Genomic DNA, 20,402 nt, shown 5'->3' with positions numbered 1-20,402 from the left:
AACCCATTGATTTTATTGAAGGAGGCACTTGGGCATGAACCTGTTCAACACTTAACGCAGACATAGCCAATGAATTCGCACGGGCTCAGTCTGCAATCGGCAGGTTCAGGCTCTCCTTCACTTCTTCCATCACGATATAGCTCTTGGACTCCCGCACATGGGGCAGTTTGAGCAGGATGTCGCCCAGCAGCTTGCGATACGAGGCCATTTCCGAGATACGGGCCTTGACCAGGTAATCGAAGTCGCCCGACACCAGATGGCATTCCAGCACATGGGGCAGTTTCAGGATTGCCCGGCGAAACTCATCGAAAGTGTCGCCTGATTTGTAATCCAGACTAATCTCCACGAAAACCAGCAGGCTGGCCTTGAGGTTCTGCGGGTTGAGACGGGCGTTGTAGCCCATGATGATGCCTTCGCGTTCCAGCCTGCGAACCCGTTCGGTGCAGGGTGTGGTCGACAGCCCGACGCGCTCGCCAAGCTCCGTGAACGAGATTCGTCCGTCTGCCTGAAGGATGCGCAGGATATTGCGGTCGATCTTGTCCAGCTCACGTTTTGACTGGTGTTGAGTGCGCACAGGCAGTTTCCCCTCTATGAAAACGGTCTTTGCCGAGAATTAGCGCTGAATATACGCATATATACAGTGAGATACACTGGCCGATGCTCAATATACTGCCCACATTCCTGCTTTAAACTTCAAATGTCAGCGGATATCCGCGATGAGGCTGTCGACATGCGTGTTCTGGTACTTGGTGGTGGCGTAATTGGTACAACCAGTGCCTATTATCTGGCTCGGGCAGGTTTCCAGGTCACAGTGGTCGATCGTCAGCCGGCCGTTGCCATGGAAACCAGTTTTGCCAACGCCGGTCAGGTATCGCCAGGCTATGCATCGCCATGGGCTGCGCCCGGTGTGCCGCTCAAGGCGATCAAGTGGCTGCTGCAACGTCATGCGCCGCTGGCCATCAAGGCCACAGCGGATATCGATCAATACCTGTGGATGGCGCAGATGTTGCGCAACTGCACGGCCAGCCGTTATGCGGTGAACAAGGAACGCATGGTGCGGTTGTCCGAATACAGCCGCGACTGCCTTGACGAACTGCGCCTTGAAACCGGTATCGCCTACGAAGGCCGCAGCCTGGGCACTACCCAGTTGTTCCGTACCCAGGAGCAACTGGACAACGCCGCCAAGGACATCGCCGTGCTCGAACAGTCCGGCGTGCCTTACGAACTGCTGGACCGCGAAGGCATTGCCCGGGTCGAACCGGCACTGGCTGGTGTCACCCACATTCTGAGCGGTGCGCTGCGCCTGCCCAACGACCAGACCGGCGACTGCCAGCTTTTCACTACCCGTCTGGCGGAAATGGCCGTCAAACTGGGCGTCGAGTTCCGTTACGGCCAGTCCATCGAGCGCCTCGACCATACAGGCGACCGCATTAATGGCGTCTGGATCGATGGCAAGCTCGAAACCGCAGACCGTTATGTGCTGGCGCTGGGCAGCTACTCGCCGCAATTGCTCAAGCCGCTGGGTATCCGCGCGCCGGTCTACCCGCTCAAGGGCTATTCGTTGACTGTGCCGATCACCAACCCGGACATGGCACCGACCTCGACCATCCTCGATGAAACCTACAAGGTCGCCATCACTCGTTTCGACAACCGCATTCGCGTCGGTGGCATGGCTGAAATTGCAGGTTTCGATCTCTCGCTCAACCCTCGGCGTCGCGAAACGCTGGAGATGATCGTCAACGACCTCTATCCTCAGGGCGGCGATCTGACCCAGGCAGGTTTCTGGACCGGGCTGCGTCCGACCACGCCCGATGGCACACCTATCGTGGGTGCAACGCCATTGCGCAATCTGTTCCTCAATACCGGCCACGGAACACTGGGCTGGACCATGGCTTGCGGCTCCGGGCGTTTGCTGGCCGACCTCATGGCGAGCGAAAAACCTCAGATCAGCGCCGCAGGTCTCGATATTTCTCGCTATGGCAGTACCAAGGAGAACGCAAAACATGTCAATCCAGCGCCAGCTCACCAATGAGCGCATGAGTCAGATCGTCGTCCACAATGGCACCGTTTATCTGTCGGGGCAGGTGGGTGATGACATGGCTGGCGGGATCGAAAAGCAGACCCGTGAGACACTCGATAACATCGAGCGTCTTCTGGATCTGGCAGGCACCACCAAAAGCCGCATCCTGTCCGTCACGATTTACCTGAAGGACATCGATGCCCACTTTGCCGGCATGAACAGCGTCTGGGACAAATGGCTGCCCAAAGGCGTCGCACCTGCCCGTGCGACGGTCGAGGCCAAGCTGTGCGAGCCGGAAATCCTGGTCGAGCTTTCAGTGGTTGCTGCGTTGCCATAATCGCAGGACATTCATTCGCGAAGGCTGAACCACATACTGCAGGGATGTGTTGGGTTTGGCTTTCGCGAATGAATTCGCTCCAGACCGTGTGAAAACTACTGCGCTCGGTCATGCAGCGTTGAAAACAGGCTCGGAATGCTCATTTACAACACGTAAACTCCGCTTCCTCGCCTGTTTTCGCCTTGCCTGACCTTCGCTCGCTACGTTTTCACACGGTCTGTACATGAATTTTAAATTTTTCAATATCAGAACTCTCTTCCCATGCGTCCAGCTCGCGCCCTGATTGATCTTCAAGCCCTGCGTCACAACTACCGACTGGCCCGCGAAGCGACTGGCGCCAAAGCCCTCGCTGTCATCAAGGCCGATGCCTATGGCCATGGCGCGGTGCGTGTCGCCCTGGCACTGGAGGCCGAGGCCAACGGTTTTGCCGTGGCCTGTATCGAAGAGGCTCTGGAGCTGCGTGAGGCAGGCATTCGTGCGCCGATTCTGTTGCTGGAAGGTTTCTTCGAGGCCGATGAACTGGCGCTGATCGTCGAGCACGATCTGTGGTTTGTCGTGCATTCCTTGTGGCAACTGGAGGCTATCGAAAAGGCCAGCATCAGCAAGCCGCTGACCGTTTGGCTCAAGCTCGACACCGGCATGCATCGGGTCGGCTTGCACCCGTCGGAATATCAGGCCGGCTATCAACGTCTGCTGGCGACCGGCAAGGTGGCGAAGATCGTCCTGATGAGCCACTTTGCCCGTGCCGACGAGCTGGGATGTTCCCGCAGCGACGAGCAGGTTGCCGCTTTTGAAGCCGCCCGCCAGGGGCTGGCAGCGGAAGTCAGCCTGCGTAACTCGCCTGCAGTGCTGGGCTGGCCGCATATCCCCAGCGACTGGGTGCGCCCCGGCATCATGCTGTACGGCGCTACGCCCTTCGATCAGTCTCAGGCGCTGGCAGATAGGCTGCAGCCGGTCATGACTCTGGAGTCGAAGATCATCGGTGTACGCGAACTGCCCGCTGGCGAGCCTGTGGGTTATGGCGCCATCTTCGTTACCGAGCGCCCGACCCGTGTCGGTGTGGTCGCCATGGGGTATGCCGATGGTTATCCGCGTCATGCGGCTACTGGCACGCCAGTCTGGATCGATGGCAAGCCGAGCCGTTTGCTGGGGCGTGTTTCCATGGACATGCTCTGCGTGGACCTGACCGATCTGCCTCAGGCGGGGCTCGGGAGCCATGTCGAGTTGTGGGGCAAGAACGTGCTGGCCAGTGATGTGGCGGCGCATGCTGGCACCATTCCTTACCAGATCTTCTGCAATCTGCGGCGCGTCCCGAGGGTCTACTCACCAGAGTGAGCCTGCTGGCCGGGTTAAAAGTCCGAAGTGTTGTAAATACTGAACGCTGTTGCCATCATGGCGTTCATCTCGACTTTAACCTTACCGAACCAGGGGGAATGCCGCATTGGACGTCGGTGAACGACTGCAATCCATTCGCAAGCTCAAGGGCCTGTCCCAGCGTGAACTCGCCAAACGGGCAGGCGTGACCAACAGCACCATTTCCATGATCGAAAAGAACAGCGTCAGCCCCTCGATCAGTTCCCTGCGCAAGGTGCTCGGCGGTATTCCCATGTCCATGGTCGAGTTCTTTTCCGAAGAGCTTGAGCCGGAAAACCCGACCCAGGTGGTCTACAAGGCCAGCGAGTTGATCGATATCTCCGATGGTGCCGTGACCATGAAACTGGTGGGCAAGTCGCATCCGGGCCGGGCCATCGCCTTTCTCAACGAAATCTATCCGCCAGGCGCCGATACCGGTGAAGAGATGCTGGTGCATGAAGGCGAGGAAACCGGAATTCTGGTCGAAGGACGACTGGAACTGGTCGTCGGTCTGGACACCTACATCCTCGAAGCGGGCGACAGCTACTATTTCGAGAGCACCAAACCGCATCGATTCCGCAATCCGTTCGATGTGCCGGCGCGACTAATCAGCGCAGCCACCCCGGCCAATTTTTGACCAGAAGTAGCGCAATCGCCTCATGTACGCGGGCTGGCTGGCCATGCACCTCTTGAATGGGCTCACGCGTCAATAACCATTCTTTATGTAGGGGTGTTTCGGCTCCAAAGGCTAGTCGCTATAATTCGCCCGCCTGCCAGACCGTGGTCGCGGGCGTGATTAGTCACCATGAGGGTGTAAGCGTGAACCTGATAAACAAGAGACTGGCAATGGCTGCCATGTTGGCTTTTTGGGCATTCAACGCTCAGGCAGCGACGAATGATGAAATCGCCAAACGGCTTGAGCCGGTCGGGCAGGTCTGTGTTCAAGGCAAGGAATGCGCAGGTATTGCAGTCACTGCATCAGCCGGTGGCGGCAGCGCAAAATCCCCCGACGATGTCATCGCCAGACACTGCACCGCCTGTCACAGCGTTGGCCTGCTGAATGCACCCAAGATCGGCGATACCGCCGCCTGGGAAGAGCGAGCCAGGAAAGAAGGCGGCCTTGACGGCCTGCTGGCCAAAGCCATCACTGGCCTCAACGCCATGCCACCCAAAGGCACCTGTGGCGACTGCACCGATGAGGACCTCAAAGGTGCGATTCAGAAGATGTCCGGGCTCAAATAAGCCGTACGCTGTATCGAGAACCGCCGCGGAAACCTGATCTTCCAGGACGTGTGAAAACTACTGCGCTCGGTCATGCTGCATTGAAAACAGGCTCGTGCGCGAGTCCGATCGGAATGCTCATTTACAGCCAGTAAAGTCGAGCGCGACTCCGACCGTTCCTCGCCTGTTTTCGCCTTGCCTGACCTTCGCTCGCTACGTTTTCACACAACCTGCTTCGGCGGTTCTTTTGTGGCCGCAGAAAACCAAAGGCTGAACGGTAGAAATAGTTACAGAATTTTCGTGATACCTTTGTCTCCAATTGGATACGTTTTCCATGATCAAGGAGGTTGGATGATGAGCGTGCCTTTTGACATGGCATCACTGCTGGACAGTGATGAAGCAATAACCGAATACCTGTCCCAGGTGCTGGCCGAAGGCGACACCGATGAGCTGATACGTGCCGTTGGTCATGTGGCGAAAGCCCGTGGCATGGCGCAAATTGCCAAGGATTCCGGCCTTGGGCGTGCCAGCCTCTACAAGGCACTGGCACCTGGCGCCAAGCCTCGTTTCGATACCATCCTCAAAGTGATGCGTGCGATGGGAGTCGAGTTGCAGGCCAGAGTCGTTGCCCACCCGTGATGCATCGGGTAGGCAATCGCGTGTAAGAAATCCCGTTACGGGCCGCAACGCTGTTCATTGAAGACGGTCCAACCTCCACAAGCCACAACCCCCGGAGAGTTCGGATGCCCAGGTCCTGTTCCATTGAGCAAGCCGTCGATCATGTGCTCGCGCAGTTGCCCGAGCATATTCATATGGGCATGCCTTTGGGGTTGGGCAAGCCCAATCGGTTCGTCAATGCGCTGTACGAGCGCATCAAGCAGCTTCCCGAGCGGCAACTGACGATCTATACCGCATTGAGTCTGGGCCGGCCGCCAGCGGGTGAGGGGTTGCAGGGGCGTTTTCTGGAGCCGTTCCTGGAGCGGGTTTTCGGGGATTATCCTGAGCTGGAGTTCCTGTCGGCACTGCGCCGTGACGATCTGCCGCCGAACATTCGCATCCAGCAATTCTTCATGCAGCCGGGCAGCCTGCTCAACAGCGAAGCGGCCCAGCAGAGCTACGTAAGCAGCAATTACAGCCATGCGGCGCGGGACATCAATGCCAGTGGCCTGAACCTGATTGCGCAACTGGTCGCTCACGATGAGCAACGGCCCGGCAAGTTGAGCCTGAGCTGCAACCCCGACGTGACCCTCGATCTGCTGCCGATGGTCGACAAGCGAAGGGCTGCGGGCGAGACGATTCTGATTCTGGGTCAGATCCATGCCGATCTGCCCTACATGCCCGGCGACTCCGAACTGGATGTCGAGGCTTTTGATGTGTTGCTGGATGAGCAGGAGCGCAGCGTCCTGTTCTCGACGCCCAACATGCCGGTGGGTTTTCAGGATCACTTCATCGGCCTGCACGCCAGCACGCTGGTTCGTGATGGCGGCACCTTGCAGATCGGCATCGGCTCCATGGGCGATGCACTGACCGCCGCGCTGCTGGCCCGACAGGCCAACAACGAAACCTACAGCGGGTTGCTCGCTGAACTGAACATGAGCAACTGGCAGACCTTGATTGATCGCGAAGGCGGCGTCCAGCCTTTTGCCAGCGGGCTTTACGGATGCAGTGAGATGTTCGTCAACGGCCTGTTGGTACTGGCCGATGCTGGCATTGTGCGGCGCAAGGTGTATGCCGATGCCGGGTTGCAGCGGCTGGCCAATCTGGGAACCCTCGATGAAAGCGCTCACCCGGATGGCGTTGTGCTGCATGGCGGGTTCTTCCTTGGGCCGCTGAGTTTTTATGAGCGCTTGCGTGAGTTGCCTGCCGAGCGACTGGCGCAGTTCAACATGAGCGCCATCAGCTACATCAACGAGCTATACGGCAACGAAGAGCTCAAGCGCCTGCAACGTCGGGATGCGCGCTTTATCAACAGCGCTTTCACCATGACTCTGATGGGCGCGGCGGTGTCCGACCAACTGGAAGACGGACGTGTGCTCAGTGGTGTCGGCGGGCAGTACAACTTCGTTTCCCAGGCCCATGCGCTGGAAGATGCACGTTCGATTCTGATCCTGCGCAGCTGGCGGGAGTCGGGCGGCGAGATTACTTCCAATATCGTCTGGGAATACGGCCACGCGACCATTCCCCGTCACCTGCGCGATATCGTCGTGACCGAGTACGGGATTGCCGACTTGCGTGGTCAGACCGACGCCACGGTGATCGAGCGACTGCTGAATATCAGTGACTCGCGCTTTCAGAACGGCCTGATCGAGCAGGCGCAAAAGGCTGGCAAGCTGCCGAAAGGCTTTCACCTCGACCCGCGCTTTACCCAGAACACGCCCGAGCGCCTGAAGGACATTGCGTCCCGCTATCCTGCGCTGTTCACGGAGTATCCGCTGGGCTGCGATTTCACTGCGCGAGAGCGTGATCTGTTGCGGGCCTTGAACTGGCTCAAGAGCAAATTCAAGCTCACCGAAATTCTGGAGCTGGGCAAGGCCACGCTGGATGCGCCGGAGCCTTCGGCTTATATCGAGCACTTGCAGCGCATGCAACTCGACGAGCCTCAAGGTCTGAAAGAAGAGCTGTATCAGCGCCTGCTGCTGGCCGGGTTGCACAACTCTGCCGGATCAACGTTCTGAAGGCTGTTTAAAGAACGCTGAATACCAGCATGACGGCGGCAGCCCATCCGGCGATGGCGAACAACTGCTGCAAACGAGGGCCTGCGAGGTAGCGGGAAACCTGCCTGCCGCCTATCAGGCCGATGATCGCTCCGGCCGCGAAGGGCGCGCCGACGCTCCAGTGCATCACGCCCGCCACGGAGGCGCTGATGACGCTGCCGGTGGAGACCAGCGCAATGACCGCCAGCGACGTGGCGACCACGCTTTTCATGTTCAGGTCGCTGTAGCGGGTCAGCGCCGGGATGATGACAAATCCACCACCGACTCCGATCAGTCCCGACAGCAGTCCTGCCGTCATGCCGGTGAGTGTCAGCGCCCGAATGCAGGGCATCGTCCAGCGCAGCCGGCCTTGCAGCGGGTTGAGCACGCAGGGCAGGACTTCCTTGCGGCAGGCCGGTGGTCCGTATTTCAACTCGCGGGTGGCCTTGAGAAAGATCCGCCCGCAGGCGTACAGCATCACAACGGCGAAGATCAGCGCCAGCGGCGTATTGGGCAAACGATGTGCGAGCCACAGGCCCAGTGGCGACATGAGCACACCGATGCCGGCGATATAGAGCGCGGCACGGTAGCGGACAATGCCTTGCCTCAAGCCCAGAAACGCCCCGAGTGCCGCCGCCAGACCCACGGCAAGCAAGCCCACAGGCGCTGCCTCGACCATGGACAGCCCCAGCCCGAAAACCAGCAGTGGCACGGCCAGAATCCCACCGCCTGCACCGGTCAGCGCCAGTATTGCGCCTACGATCGCGCCCAGGCCTGCGCCCAGCAGTTGATGTTCATCCATGCCGACTGGCGAGCCGTTCAGGGTGAATCGGGTTCATATCAGACTTTCCAGACGCACACGCGATTCAAAGAACATTAAGCGGGATTTTCAGGTAGCTGACGCCGTTGTCTTCCGGCGCTGGGAAGTGGCCACAGCGCATGTTGATCTGCACCGACGGCAGCATCAGGACCGGCATTTCCAGAGTCGCATCCCGTGCCTCGCGCATGGTGACGAAGGCGTCTTCGTCGATGCCTTCGTGCACATGGATATTGTTGGCGCGCTGTTCGGCAACGGTGGTCATGTATTGCAGCTCGCGGCCATTGGGCAGGTAGTCATGACACATGAACAGCCGGGTCTGCGGCGGCAGGTTGAGAATCCGCTGGATGGAGCGATACAGCGTGCGCGCATCGGCGCCGGGGAAGTCGCAGCGGGCGGTGCCGTAGTCAGGCATGAACAGCGTATCGCCGACGAACGCGACTGTTTCGTCGCCGATCTGTACCAGATAGGTCATGCAGGCGGGCGTATGGCCGGGTGTATGCAGTGCCCTGGCCTGAAGCGAACCGATGGCAAATGCGCCATCGTCATCCAGCAGCACATCGAACTGGGTGCCGTCCCGTGCGAAATCTTCAGGGGTATTGAAGAGCGTGCCAAAGACCTGCTGCACGGCTGTGATGTGGCTGCCGATGGCGATCTGTCCGCCCAACTGCTGTTTCAGGTAGGGCGCGGCCGACACATGGTCGGCATGGACATGGGTTTCCAGTATCCACTGCACCGAAGCTTCCAGAGCCTTGACCCGCTCTATCAGGCGGTCTGCCGATTCGGTGCGGGTACGCCCGGACTTCGGATCGTAGTCCAGCACGCTGTCGATCAGCGCGCACTGCTTGCTGGCCAGGTCCATCACCAGATAACTGATAGTCCATGTATGGCTGTCGAAGAGGCCTTCGACATACAGCCTTTCCCCAATGATCATTGTGGTATCTCCGTGGCCGTAAATGGCTGTTACCTGTGCAAGCGTAGACAGGCGGCGTGGGCGTTCTACTTGAAAGTCACCACGCCGTTCGCCAACGACTCCACCCGTGCCAGGGATTCAACGCGATAACCCTGGGCATCCAGTTCGGCACGACCGCCCTGAAAGGACTTTTCGATCACGATGCCAAGCCCGGCCACCTTGGCACCTGCCTGCTTGATGATCGAGATCAGGGCCTGGGACGCTTTGCCGTTGGCCAGGAAGTCATCGATGATCAGCACGTTGTCGTTGCTGTTCAGGTGCCGTGGCGAGATGGCGACCGTGCTTTCGACCTGCTTGGTGAAGGAGTAAACCGTCGCCGACAGCAGATTTTCGGTCAGGGTCAGCGACTGATGCTTGCGGGCGAAAATCACCGGCACGCCTAGGTTCAGGCCGGCCATCACTGCCGGAGCGATGCCCGAGGCTTCGATGGTGACGACCTTGGTGATGCCTGCATCCGCGAACAGCCTGGCGAACTCGTCACCGATGGCTTTCATCAGTGCCGGGTCGATCTGATGGTTGAGAAACGCATCGACCTTCAAGACCTGATCGGAAAGTACGATGCCTTCTTCGCGAATTTTCTTGTGCAGTGCTTCCACTTCGGTTCCTTGGGTGCGCCAGTGCGCATTAGTTGATCGTTTTCTGTTCAGGTGTCAGCGCTTGAGCATGGCGCGGATGTCCGCCAGTGCTGTATTGCCGCGCACGGCCTTTACTTCGGTTGGCGTATCGTCGTTGCCTTCCCAGGCCAGATCGTCCGGTGGCAGCTCATCGAGAAAGCGGCTTGGCGCGCAGTCGATGATCTCGCCGTATTGCTTGCGCTTGGCGGCAAAGGTAAACGCCAGCGTCTGTCGTGCGCGGGTGATGCCCACGTAGGCCAGGCGGCGCTCTTCCTCGATGGTGTCGGCTTCGATGCTGGAGCGGTGTGGCAGGATTTCTTCTTCCATGCCCATGATGAACACGTAAGGAAATTCCAGCCCTTTGGAAGCGTGCAGGGTCATCATCTGCACGCCTTCGGCACCGTCTTCCTCTTCCTGCTGGCGTTCTAGCATGTCGCGCAGGACCAGCTTGCCGATGGCCTCTTCGATGGTCATGCCGCCATCTTCGTCTTTTTCCAGGGTGTTCTTCAGTGCCTCGATGAGGAACCAGACGTTGCCCATGCGGTAATCGGCGGCCTTGTCGCTGGAGCTGTTCTGGCGAATCCAGTTTTCGTAATCGATATCCATGACCATGCTGCGCAGTGCCGCGATAGGGTCGTTCTGCGCGCATTGCTGGCGCACGCCGTCCATCCAGCGTTTGAAGCGTTGCAGGCGATCGGTGTAACGGCTGTCCAGATGTTCGCCCAGACCGATTTCCTCGGTGGCGGCGTACATCGACACCTTGCGCTCGGTGGCGTAGTTGCCGAGTTTTTCCAGGGTCGTTGAACCGATTTCCCGGCGCGGAACGTTGATGACGCGCAGGAAGGCGTTGTCGTCGTCCGGGTTCACCAACAGGCGGAAGTAGGCCATCAGGTCCTTCACTTCCTGGCGGCCGAAGAAGCTGTTGCCACCGGACAGGCGATAGGGAACCTGATGGTGCTGCAATTTCAGCTCGATCAGCTTGGCCTGATAGTTACCTCGATAGAGGATGGCGAAATCGCTGTAGGGCCGGTCGGTGCGCAAGTGCAGGGTGAGGATTTCCATCGCTACCCGCTCGGCTTCGGCGTCTTCGTTGCGGCAGCGGATCACGCGGATCTCGTCGCCGTGACCCATTTCACTCCAGAGTTGCTTCTCGAAAGCGTGCGGGTTGTTGGAAATCAGCACGTTGGCGCAGCGCAGGATGCGGCTGGTGGAACGGTAGTTCTGCTCCAGCATCACGACTTTCAGGGACGGATAGTCATCCTTGAGCAGCATCAGGTTTTCCGGCCGCGCACCGCGCCAGGCATAGATCGACTGATCGTCATCGCCTACGACCGTGAACTGGTGGCGGGTGCCGATCAGCAGTTTGACCAGCAGATACTGGCTGGCGTTGGTGTCCTGGTATTCGTCCACCAGCAGGTAGCGAACCTTGTTCTGCCACTTTTCCAGGATGTCGGCGTGTTCCTGGAACAGCTTGACCGGCAGCAGGATCAGGTCGTCGAAGTCCACCGCGTTGTACGCCTTGAGCGTGCGCTGGTAGTGGGTGTAGACGATGGCGGCGGTCTGTTCCTTGGGGTTGCGGGCATTGGCCAGCGCTTCGGGCGGCAGGATCAGGTCGTTCTTCCAGGCGCCGATCATGTTCTTGATTTCGTCGACACCGTCGTCGCCCGAATACTCTTTCTGCATGATATCGGTCATCAGGGCCTTGACGTCGGTTTCGTCGAAGATCGAGAAACCGGGCTTGTAGCCCAGGCGCACATGCTCCTTGCGGATGATGTTCAGGCCCAGATTGTGGAAGGTCGACACCGTCAGGCCGCGACCTTCGCCACCGCGCAGCAGCGTGCCGACCCGCTCTTTCATCTCTCGGGCGGCCTTGTTGGTAAAGGTCATGGCCACGATGTACTGCGCACGGATGCCGCAGTTCTGGATCAGGTGGGCGATCTTGCGTGTGATCACGCTGGTCTTGCCGGAGCCTGCACCGGCGAGCACCAAAAGAGGGCCGCCGACATAGTTCACGGCTTCCTGTTGCCGGGGATTGAGTCGGGACATGGCGGTATGGGTAGTCTGTTGCGAAAAAGGTCGGGCATTTTAACAGGCCCGCGCATTTATGCAGCGCTCATCGTTGAACGGCAGGGACAGCTATCTAAATTTTTTGTTTTTGTTACATTTGACTCATCGCGAATGTGCGTCTACCAGTCACACCCTTTCGTTTGGGGGGTAATCGGTTTTTCCTTTGCAGTTAAGGAGTTAGCGTGCCTGTGCCTGTCGAGCCCCTGAGATTGCTGCTGTTGGCCCGAGAATCTGCATGGCTGGCGCTGTTGAGCAATTGTCTGGCATCGCTGGGCGATGAGGTCATTTTGTATCAGGCAGCTGACTGGGACGCCTTCCAGAAGCAGCCCGACAGTCCGCGTCCTTCCCTGCTGCTGACCACTCCCGAGCTGCAACCCCCTGCCACAAGTTGCCTGTTGCCGACGGTAATGCTGCTCGAAGAGGAACCGTTCGTCGCGCCGATGGGGGCCAGCGACTGGCTGGTCCGTGAAAGTCTGACGGCCGATACCCTTCGCCGCTGCCTACGCCATGTTCGTGAGCGCGGAGCGCTGGAAGACACCCTGCAACGCCTGGCCGGCCAGGACTCGCTGACCGGTATCGCCAACCGACAGGGTTTTCAGACGTTACTGACAGCCCGTCTGGCCGACAAAACCGGTTTTGCCCTGGGCCACCTGGACCTCGACAACTTTCGCCGCGCCAACGATGCCCTGGGCCATCAAGCTGGTGACCGGTTGATCCTGCAGGTGGTGGCACGACTCAGGAACCAGCTGGACATCGGGGACCAGATCGCCCGTCTGGGCGGTGACGAGTTTGCTTTGCTGATCGACACCCGCCATACGCCCGAACGTGCGGCACAACTGGCCGAACGCATTACCGATGCGTTGTCCGAACCCTACTGGATCGACGGTGAAAGCCTGCTGCTGGGCTGCAGCCTTGGCATCACTCATTCACAGTCCGAAACCGGCGCCGACGCCTTGATGTGGCACGCCCATATCGCCATGCGTCAGGCCAAGAGCCTTCAGGGCTGCACTTTCCGCCTCTTCGATCACCGCATCAACCGCAACGCTCGCAGCCTTGCGGACCTTGAGGCCGAACTGCGCAAGGCCTTGCGTACTGACGAACTTGAGCTGCATTACCAGCCGCGCCTGTGCCTGGAAAGCGGTGCGGTTGTGGGGCTGGAAGCATTGGTGCGCTGGCGCCACAGCGAGCGCGGGCTGTTACTGCCCAGTGAGTTCGTGCCTCTGGCCGAGCAGAGCGGCATGATCGTGCCGTTGGGTTACTGGGTCATCCATCGGGCCTTGCGGGACATGCAGGCTTTGCGCGACCGGGGTTTTGCGCCGCTGCACATGGCGATCAACCTGTCGTTCCGTCAATTTCAGGACAGCCAGCTTCTGCCGACCCTCAGTCGCCTGATCACCGAGCATGAAATCGATGCGCGCTGGCTGGAATTCGAGCTGACCGAAACGTCGGTCATGCGCAGCAGTGAGCAGGTGCGGCAGATCATGGAAGCGCTGCGCAGATTGGGTGTGCGTTTTTCCCTGGACGACTTCGGCACCGGCTTTTCTTCCTTCATGCACCTCAACAGCCTGCCGATCGAGCTGCTCAAGATCGACAAAAGCTTTGTCGGGGAAATGGAGCCGCGTGAGGAAAATCGCAAGCTGGTCCACGCAATGATCAATCTGGCCCATAACCTGAGCCTGGAAGTTGTGGCCGAAGGCGTGGAAACCCCTGAGCAACTGGCGCTGCTGCGCAGCTTTGGTTGCAATCAGGTGCAGGGTTACCTCATCAGCCGACCGTTGCCGATGGCTGAGCTGGTTGACTATCTGGAGCGGCCGACAGGCGCGCACCCCTCCGCGAATAAGGCGTAAAGCCCGCCCTCAGGGATGAATGGCACCCAGATTGTCTTGCGGCTCCTGCCTGGATTTCACCTTTATCAATCGCGCAGTCTTCTTCTCGAAGGCATAGGTCAGCGCCACCGCCGAACACAGCAGGCCCAACGCCAGTCCCCACCAGACACCCTCTGCGCCCAGGTCGGACGAAAAGGCCAGCAGCCATGCGGCAGGTGCTGCGATCAGCCAGTAGCAGACAAGCCCGATCAGAAAGGTGGTCTTGGCGTCCTTTAGCCCGCGAATGGCGCCCATCGCAATGGTTTGCATGCCGTCCAGCAACTCGAACCACGCCGCAATGGCCAGCAGCTTGACCGCCAGGATCACGATCTCGGTGAATGCCGGGTCATCCAGATCGAGAAACAGGCCGATGACCTGATGAGGCGCGAGCCAGAACAACAGGCCGAACATCAGCATCACGGCCCCGCCAAACGAAATGCCCAGCCGCCCGGCAGTGCGAGCCATCAATACATTACCCGCACCGTAATGTTGACCGATGCGCATGGTGACGGCGTAGGAAATCCCGACCGGAATCATGAACGCCATGGACACGGTCTGTACGGCGATCTGATGCGCAGCCATCTGCGTGCTGCCCATGGCTCCCATGCAAAATGCCGCAAAAGTGAACAGGCCGACTTCCACGGCGTAGGTTCCGCCAATTGGCAAGCCGAGGTTCCAGAGCTCTTTAAGGTGGCTGCTGGATAACTGCCACAGCCCTTTGCGAATCGGATAGGCCGCATAAGCAGGATGGCGGCGGATATGCAGGGCCAGCGCCAGTGCCATGCAATTGGTCACTATTGCCGTGATCAGCCCGATGCCCATCAGGCCCAGATTCGGCAGACCGAACCAGCCATGGATCATCATGTAATTGAGCGCGAAGTTGGCGCCAGCTCCTGCCAGGCTGATGGTCATTACCGGGCCAGCACGTCCAAGGGCACTGGTGAAGCCGCGCAAGGCCATGAACGTGAGCAGGCCCGGAAGCGCCAGCGGCAGGGTGGTCAGGAACTGAGTGGCCATATGGACGTTGACTTCGGTCTGGCCAAACCTGAGCAGAACCGGTTCAAGGTTCCACAACAGCAGCGCAGCCACCAGCGCCATGCCCCATGCCAGCCACAGACCGGCCTGGGTCAGCCGGGTCGCACCCTCTGCATCGTTTGCGCCGTGACGAATCGAAACCAGCGTGCCGACTGCCGCCATCACGCCTACACAGAAAAACGAAACAAAACTGTAGGTAGCTGCGCCCAGACCGCCGCCCGCCAGGGCTTCAGGCCCGATCTTGCCCATCATCACGGTATCGGTGAACACCATCAGCATGTGCGCCATCTGCGATGCGATCAAAGGCCCGGCCAGGCGCAGGATGATCCAGAGTTCTTTGAGGGCGGGCTGTTGCATGATGGAGAGGCTCTACTTCAGGTGTACTGATGGGCTGCACATTCTCGGTATTCAAGTGCTTAAGCACAAAGCGATAAATCCGATCATCAGCATGATTAAAACTCATGTCAGTGTATTTGGCGTACAGTGGCGCATTATTGTGTGGATATATTCATATGCCTCGTAGTCTTCCGCCTTTATATGCATTGCGCGCTTTTGAAGCGGCCGCTCGGCATACCTCGTTCACGCGAGCGGGGGAAGAACTGTCGATTACCCAAAGTGCTGTCAGTCGTCATATTCATACGCTCGAAGAGTACTTTTCCTGCCGACTGTTTCAGCGCAATGGCCGCAACTTGCAGCTCACTGAAGCCGCTCGTGCCTTGTTGCCCGGAGTCAGAGACGGTTTTCATGCGCTTGAGCGTGCCTGCAGCACGTTACAGGCTGAAGAAGGCATATTGCGCATGAAGGCGCCTTCGACTCTGACCATGCGCTGGCTGCTGGCACGGCTCAGTCGTTTTCGTCATCTCCAGGTAGGCAACGAAGTCCAGTTGACCAGTGCCTGGATGGATATCGACGCCGTGGACTTCTCCCAGGAGCCCTTCGATTGTGCAGTCCTCCTGAGTCGCGGACATTTTCCGCCGGACTGGGAGGCGACCCTGTTGTTTCCAGAGTTTCTGATCCCGGTCGGTGCCCCTGCCTTTTTGCAGGATCCGCCCTGGGATGTCGAACGGCTGGCCAGTATCGAGCTGCTGCATCCGACACCGGATCGGCGTGACTGGCGCACCTGGCTGAATCGCATGGGGCTGGCGGACAAGGTTTCGCTCAAGGGCGGTCAGGTTTTCGACACCCTGGAGCTGGGCATGATCGCGGCTGCTCGAGGTTACGGGCTGTCGATGGGCGATTTATTGATGGTTGCTGAAGATGTGGCACAAGGTCGTTTGAGCCTGCCCTGGCGTACGGCAGTATTCAGTGGCGAGAACTATTATCTGGTCTGGCCCAAGACAAGGCCCGGTCTAGAGCGGTTACGGCGATTAAGTGACTTTCTGCAGGGCGAGGTTCAGGCGATGGAGTTGCCGAAAGTCGAGATACTTAAATAGCGGGGGCGATTGGGCGATTTGCCATCTGTTTGCTAATATCCGTATGGCTGACTCAAGTATTTCACTTGTGAGCCGAAGTTATTCTTGAAAGGCCGTTTGTCCAAAACGGTTCAATTTCAAATCCTATTAGAATTTTGCTGGATGGTCGGCCAGGGAGTTGGCGAACCCGATAATTCAGCCTGGAGCCTTTATGTCCAAGCCCCGTGCCCGGATTGCTTCGCAACTCGGTATTGCTTTGGCTGTGATTCTTGCGGTGGTGATAAGCGGCAGTACTCTTTTCGCTTTGCGATCTCTGGACGCTGCCAACCTTGTCATCCGTGAAGAACACATGTCCAGTGAGGCTCGCCTGCTCGCTGATCAGCTCAACACTTTTCACAGCACCTTGCGTGACAGCACGCAGCGCCTGAGCGGGCTGTTTGAAAAGCGTTTTTCTGGCGGCCTGAGCCTGCAGACCGACAAGCCAGTTACCGTGGCCGGGACCCAGACTCCGGGTTTGTACCTGGGGGATACGCCCCTGAACAACGACTTTACAGAGGTTGACGAGTTTCGTCGTCTGACGGCAGGTGTCGCGACCATTTTCGTGCGCAGCGGCGATGACTTCGTCCGTATCAGCACCTCCTTGAGCAAGCAGGACGGCACCCGCGCCATCGGCACCGTGCTCGATCGCAAAGGTCCGGCCTATGAGCGCCTGATGGCCGGTCAGGGTTACGTGGGCAAGGCGGTTTTGTTCGAACGTTACTACATGACTCAGTACAGCCCGGTTCGTGACAGCAGCGGCAAGATCATCGCAGCCTTGTTCGTAGGTTTCGATTACACCGACGCGCAGAACGCCCAGTTCGAGAACCTCAGAAACTTCCGTATCGGCAAGACCGGTTCGCTGGCATTGCTGGACGAGCAAAGCCGTTGGCTGGTCGCGCCAGCCGGTGCCAAATCGCCTGATGAGGCAGCCAAGTCTGTAGCTGAAGCGGTCAAGCAGCCTGGCAAAGGCCTGTTCTGGCACGATGGCGTGCAGGACTTCTACAGCGTGGGTCAGCCATTCAGCGGTGGCCCATGGACTGTATTGGCCAACATGCCGGGTGACGAAATCAGCGAAGTGACTTGGAGCGTGGGTACCAAGCTGGCTATTGGCAGCCTGTTGGCGATGCTGATCGCGGTGAGCAGTGCCATCTGGCTGCTGCGCAGCAAACTGCGTCCATTATCCGAACTGGTACGTCAGGCCGATGCCCTGGGATCCGGTGACCTGAGCGTGCGCCTGAATGTCTCCAGCCACGATGAAATCGGGCAACTGGCGGGCAGCTTCAACAAGATGAGCGAAGCCCTGTCGAACATGGTTTCCCATATCCGTACCGCAGCCCAGGAAGTGAGCACCCGTGCCCACGCATTGTCCGGCCTGTCGGGTGGCGCTTATGAAGGCATGGAGCAGCAGTCCGGCGAAATCACCAGCATGGCGGGCGCGGTTGAAGAGTTCAGCGCGACCTCTCTGAACATCGCTGACAACATGAAGAACACCGAGCGTCTGGCGCAGGAAAACGCGCAGCAGACCCGCATCGGTCGTACCTCCATGGATGAAGCCTCGTCTGCGCTGCAACAGATCGCAACCTCGCTGAACAGCACCGCTACCGTGATCGACACCCTGGGCCAGCGTTCTCAGGAAATCGGCAGCATCGTCGGCGTGATTACCTCGATTGCCGACCAGACCAACCTGCTGGCGCTCAACGCAGCCATCGAAGCGGCCCGTGCCGGTGAACAAGGTCGCGGTTTTGCCGTGGTAGCCGACGAAGTCCGAAGCCTCGCTTCGCGTACCCGCCAGGCCACTGACGAAATCTCCGGCATGATCGCCAGCATCCAGCAACAGACCGGCAACGCCATCAGCACCATGCAGCAGGGCAACGTCCTGATGCAGGACGGCCTGTCGCGTAACGCCAAGGTTGCAGCTGCACTGGCCCAGATCGACGAACAAAGCCGCTCCGCCGGCCATCAGTTCGCCGCGATCACCACGGCCACGCAAGAACAAAGCAGCACCGCGACCATGCTCAGCAGCAACCTGCAAAGCATCGCCATGGCCAACAGCGAACAGCGCCAAGTGGTCTCCAACCTGGCAGTCACCGCCCAGGAACTCAACTCCCTGGCGGCTGAACTGCGCCAAGAGGTTGATCGCTTCCGGTGATTGTTTTTTGCGAATGAATTCGCTCCTGCCGAGCCGTGTAGGAGCGGATTTATCCGCGAAAAGATATGACTGCCATAGAAACCGATCTCAATTACTCGCAGGCCGATACTGTAACGCTTCGGCCAGATGGCGACGATCAATTGCATCCTCCTGCTCCAGATCCGCCAGGGTTCTCGCCACTTTCAGCAGCCGGTGCGCGGCCCGCAACGACAGGGTCAACCGCTCGCAGGCCGTTTCCAGCCAGGTTTCATCTGCTGCCGACAATGGACAATGCTCACGCAAACCCGGCAGATCGAGAAAGGCATTGGCGCAGCCCTGACGTTTTTGTTGGCGATCACGGGCTTTTGCAACCAGCGCGGCAGCGCTGGCAGTGTCGTCGCCGGTTTGTGGTGTCGGGTTGAGGGCAGTGGCTTCCCGGGCGACGGTCAGGTGCAGATCGATCCGGTCCAGCAACGGGCCGGACAGCTTGTTGCGATAGCGCTGGATCTGCTCGGTCGAACAACGACACCGCCCGGTGGGCTCACCCATATAACCGCACGGGCAAGGGTTCATGGCTGCGACCAGTTGAAAGCGCGCCGGGAACCGCACCCGATCCCGAGCCCGGGAAATCACGATATGGCCAGACTCCAGCGGCTCGCGCAAAACCTCCAGCACGCGGCGGTCGAACTCGGGTAATTCATCTAAAAATAAAATTCCGTGATGGGCCAATGTTATCTCGCCAGGTTGAGGGCGACTGCCACCTCCCACCAACGCAGGCCCGGACGCCGAGTGATGAGGTTGCCGAAAAGGCCGCTGCGGCCAACTGCTCAGCGGCACCTGACTGGCCACCGACTGAATCGCTGCCACCTCCAGCGCTTCGTATTCATCCAGCGGCGGCAACAGACCGGGCAAGCGACTGGCCAGCAAGGTTTTGCCCGTGCCCGGCGGGCCACTGAAAAGCAGGTTGTGCGCCCCGGCCGCCGCAACAACCAGTGCGCGCTTGGCGGCGGTCTGCCCCTGAACTTCGCTCAAATCCGGATAAGGCTTGGGCTGATGCAAAAGCCCGCTGCTCTGATAAGGCTGGATAAGCGTGCGCCCATTGAAATGCGCGACCAGCTCCAGCAAATGATTCACCGCAATGACCCGCAGCCCGGACGCCAGACACGCTTCCTCGGCGTTGGCCGCCGGAATGATCAGCGTCCGCTCTGCCGCCCGCGCCGCCAGCGCAGCAGGCAACACCCCCTGAACCGGCCGAATCGCCCCCGACAACGCCAGCTCGCCCAGGCACTCCACATCCTGCAACGCCAGCAACGGCAACTGCCCGCTTGCCCCCAGCAAACCCAGTGCAATGGCCAGATCAAAACGGCCACCGTCTTTCGGCAAATCCGCCGGCGCCAGATTGAGCGTGATCCGCCGCGCCGGAAAATCCAGCCCCGAATTGAGAATGGCACTGCGCACCCGATCCTTGCTTTCCTTGACCGCGCCTTCCGGCAAACCGACCAGCGTCAGGGTTGGCAGGCCGTTGGCCAGATGAGCTTCGACAGTAACGGCAGGTGCTTCCACGCCAACCTGGGCGCGGCTATGGACGATGGCGAGAGACATGATCTTCCTTGATAACGACGACCGCTTCCTGCGGTGTTGGGAAGGATAGATGGGGTTTGGGAGGGGGGGTGAGGGGGAAGTTGTACGGGGTGTGTCGGGTGGGGTGAGCAGAGGGGTTAATCGATACAAGAAGAGTGGGTCGATTGAGTTGAGGCTGTCTAGTCCTGAAATAGGTTTACACCTATTTCACCCTAACGCTCGATGCACCGCATCGGGCGTTTTGTAT

The 20,402-nt window shown here is 59.2% G+C and carries 17 protein-coding genes and 1 pseudogene; 11 read left to right on the top strand and 7 right to left on the bottom strand.

Annotated features, from left to right (window positions below; translation table 11 throughout):
* Positions 1-85 precede the first annotated feature (85 nt).
* Complete coding sequence (locus K5D32_RS25030) at positions 86-574, bottom strand: Lrp/AsnC ligand binding domain-containing protein (protein WP_221575409.1); 489 nt, start codon at positions 572-574, stop codon at positions 86-88.
* 156 nt (positions 575-730) lie between these two features.
* Between K5D32_RS25030 and dadA the strand changes: the two genes are divergently transcribed.
* From dadA to K5D32_RS24995, 7 genes are all read left to right on the top strand, one after another.
* A complete protein-coding gene (dadA, locus tag K5D32_RS25025; protein WP_221602237.1) occupies positions 731-2,032 on the top strand; it encodes a D-amino acid dehydrogenase in 1,302 nt (433 codons plus the stop codon).
* Complete coding sequence (locus K5D32_RS25020) at positions 2,004-2,357, top strand: RidA family protein (protein WP_201001054.1); 354 nt, start codon at positions 2,004-2,006, stop codon at positions 2,355-2,357. Before dadA ends, K5D32_RS25020 begins: the two co-directional genes overlap by 29 nt.
* A 261-nt stretch (positions 2,358-2,618) precedes the next feature.
* Positions 2,619-3,692, top strand: a complete 1,074-nt coding sequence (alr, locus tag K5D32_RS25015; RefSeq protein ID WP_221602236.1) for an alanine racemase — start codon at positions 2,619-2,621, stop codon at positions 3,690-3,692.
* A gap of 106 nt (positions 3,693-3,798) precedes the next feature.
* Positions 3,799-4,347, top strand: coding sequence for a cupin domain-containing protein (locus K5D32_RS25010; RefSeq protein WP_025257935.1), 549 nt, complete (start codon positions 3,799-3,801; stop codon positions 4,345-4,347).
* Between the two features lie 182 nt (positions 4,348-4,529).
* Entirely contained in the window at positions 4,530-4,952 is a 423-nt protein-coding gene (locus K5D32_RS25005; RefSeq protein WP_221575413.1) for a cytochrome c5 family protein, read from the top strand.
* A gap of 333 nt (positions 4,953-5,285) precedes the next feature.
* Positions 5,286-5,570: an addiction module antidote protein gene (locus tag K5D32_RS25000; RefSeq protein ID WP_221575414.1), complete on the top strand. Its 285-nt coding sequence runs from the start codon at positions 5,286-5,288 to the stop codon at positions 5,568-5,570.
* 104 nt (positions 5,571-5,674) lie between these two features.
* Positions 5,675-7,606 (top strand): acetyl-CoA hydrolase/transferase C-terminal domain-containing protein, encoded by a 1,932-nt coding sequence (locus K5D32_RS24995; RefSeq protein ID WP_221602235.1) that lies wholly within the window; start codon positions 5,675-5,677, stop codon positions 7,604-7,606.
* Between the two features lie 7 nt (positions 7,607-7,613).
* On the opposite strand, the gene K5D32_RS24990 is transcribed toward K5D32_RS24995, so the two are convergent.
* From K5D32_RS24990 to rep, 4 genes are all read right to left on the bottom strand, one after another.
* The gene (locus K5D32_RS24990; protein ID WP_221575416.1) at positions 7,614-8,426 is read right to left on the bottom strand and encodes a sulfite exporter TauE/SafE family protein; all 813 of its coding nucleotides are present in this window, start codon (positions 8,424-8,426) and stop codon (positions 7,614-7,616) included.
* Between the two features lie 64 nt (positions 8,427-8,490).
* Entirely contained in the window at positions 8,491-9,375 is an 885-nt protein-coding gene (locus tag K5D32_RS24985; protein ID WP_221602234.1) for an MBL fold metallo-hydrolase, read from the bottom strand.
* 65 nt (positions 9,376-9,440) lie between these two features.
* Positions 9,441-10,010 carry a xanthine phosphoribosyltransferase gene (locus K5D32_RS24980; protein WP_221602233.1) on the bottom strand — a complete coding sequence of 190 codons (570 nt, stop codon included), beginning with the start codon at positions 10,008-10,010 and terminating at the stop codon, positions 9,441-9,443.
* Between the two features lie 54 nt (positions 10,011-10,064).
* Positions 10,065-12,074: a DNA helicase Rep gene (gene rep, locus K5D32_RS24975; protein WP_025257941.1), complete on the bottom strand. Its 2,010-nt coding sequence runs from the start codon at positions 12,072-12,074 to the stop codon at positions 10,065-10,067.
* Between the two features lie 203 nt (positions 12,075-12,277).
* Here rep and K5D32_RS24970 point away from each other — a divergent pair, with 203 nt between their 5' ends.
* A complete protein-coding gene (locus K5D32_RS24970) occupies positions 12,278-13,942 on the top strand; it encodes a bifunctional diguanylate cyclase/phosphodiesterase (protein ID WP_221602231.1) in 1,665 nt (554 codons plus the stop codon).
* 9 nt (positions 13,943-13,951) lie between these two features.
* Here K5D32_RS24970 and K5D32_RS24965 read toward each other — a convergent pair whose 3' ends face one another.
* Entirely contained in the window at positions 13,952-15,352 is a 1,401-nt protein-coding gene (locus tag K5D32_RS24965) for a NorM family multidrug efflux MATE transporter (protein WP_221602230.1), read from the bottom strand.
* Positions 15,353-15,507: 155 nt separating this feature from the next.
* Between K5D32_RS24965 and K5D32_RS24960 the strand changes: the two genes are divergently transcribed.
* The 3 genes and pseudogenes from K5D32_RS24960 (at position 15,508) to K5D32_RS26430 (ending at position 18,595) form a co-directional block, all read left to right on the top strand.
* Positions 15,508-16,428, top strand: a complete 921-nt coding sequence (locus tag K5D32_RS24960) for a LysR substrate-binding domain-containing protein (protein ID WP_221602229.1) — start codon at positions 15,508-15,510, stop codon at positions 16,426-16,428.
* A 190-nt stretch (positions 16,429-16,618) separates the two neighbouring features.
* Positions 16,619-17,740: pseudogene (locus tag K5D32_RS26435) on the top strand (Cache 3/Cache 2 fusion domain-containing protein); the annotation flags it as partial.
* Positions 17,735-18,595, top strand: a complete 861-nt coding sequence (locus K5D32_RS26430; RefSeq protein WP_409372895.1) for a methyl-accepting chemotaxis protein — start codon at positions 17,735-17,737, stop codon at positions 18,593-18,595. The pseudogene K5D32_RS26435 and the gene K5D32_RS26430, both read left to right, overlap by 6 nt.
* Before the next feature lie 87 nt (positions 18,596-18,682).
* Here K5D32_RS26430 and K5D32_RS24950 read toward each other — a convergent pair whose 3' ends face one another.
* Positions 18,683-20,176 carry a YifB family Mg chelatase-like AAA ATPase gene (locus K5D32_RS24950; protein WP_221594780.1) on the bottom strand — a complete coding sequence of 498 codons (1,494 nt, stop codon included), beginning with the start codon at positions 20,174-20,176 and terminating at the stop codon, positions 18,683-18,685.
* Positions 20,177-20,402: the final 226 nt, after the last annotated feature.

This window comes from Pseudomonas cichorii (assembly GCF_019719005.1).
In the GTDB taxonomy this organism is placed as follows: Bacteria; Pseudomonadota; Gammaproteobacteria; order Pseudomonadales; family Pseudomonadaceae; genus Aquipseudomonas; species Aquipseudomonas cichorii_E.
This window is presented reverse-complemented; position numbering and strand designations above follow the sequence as displayed.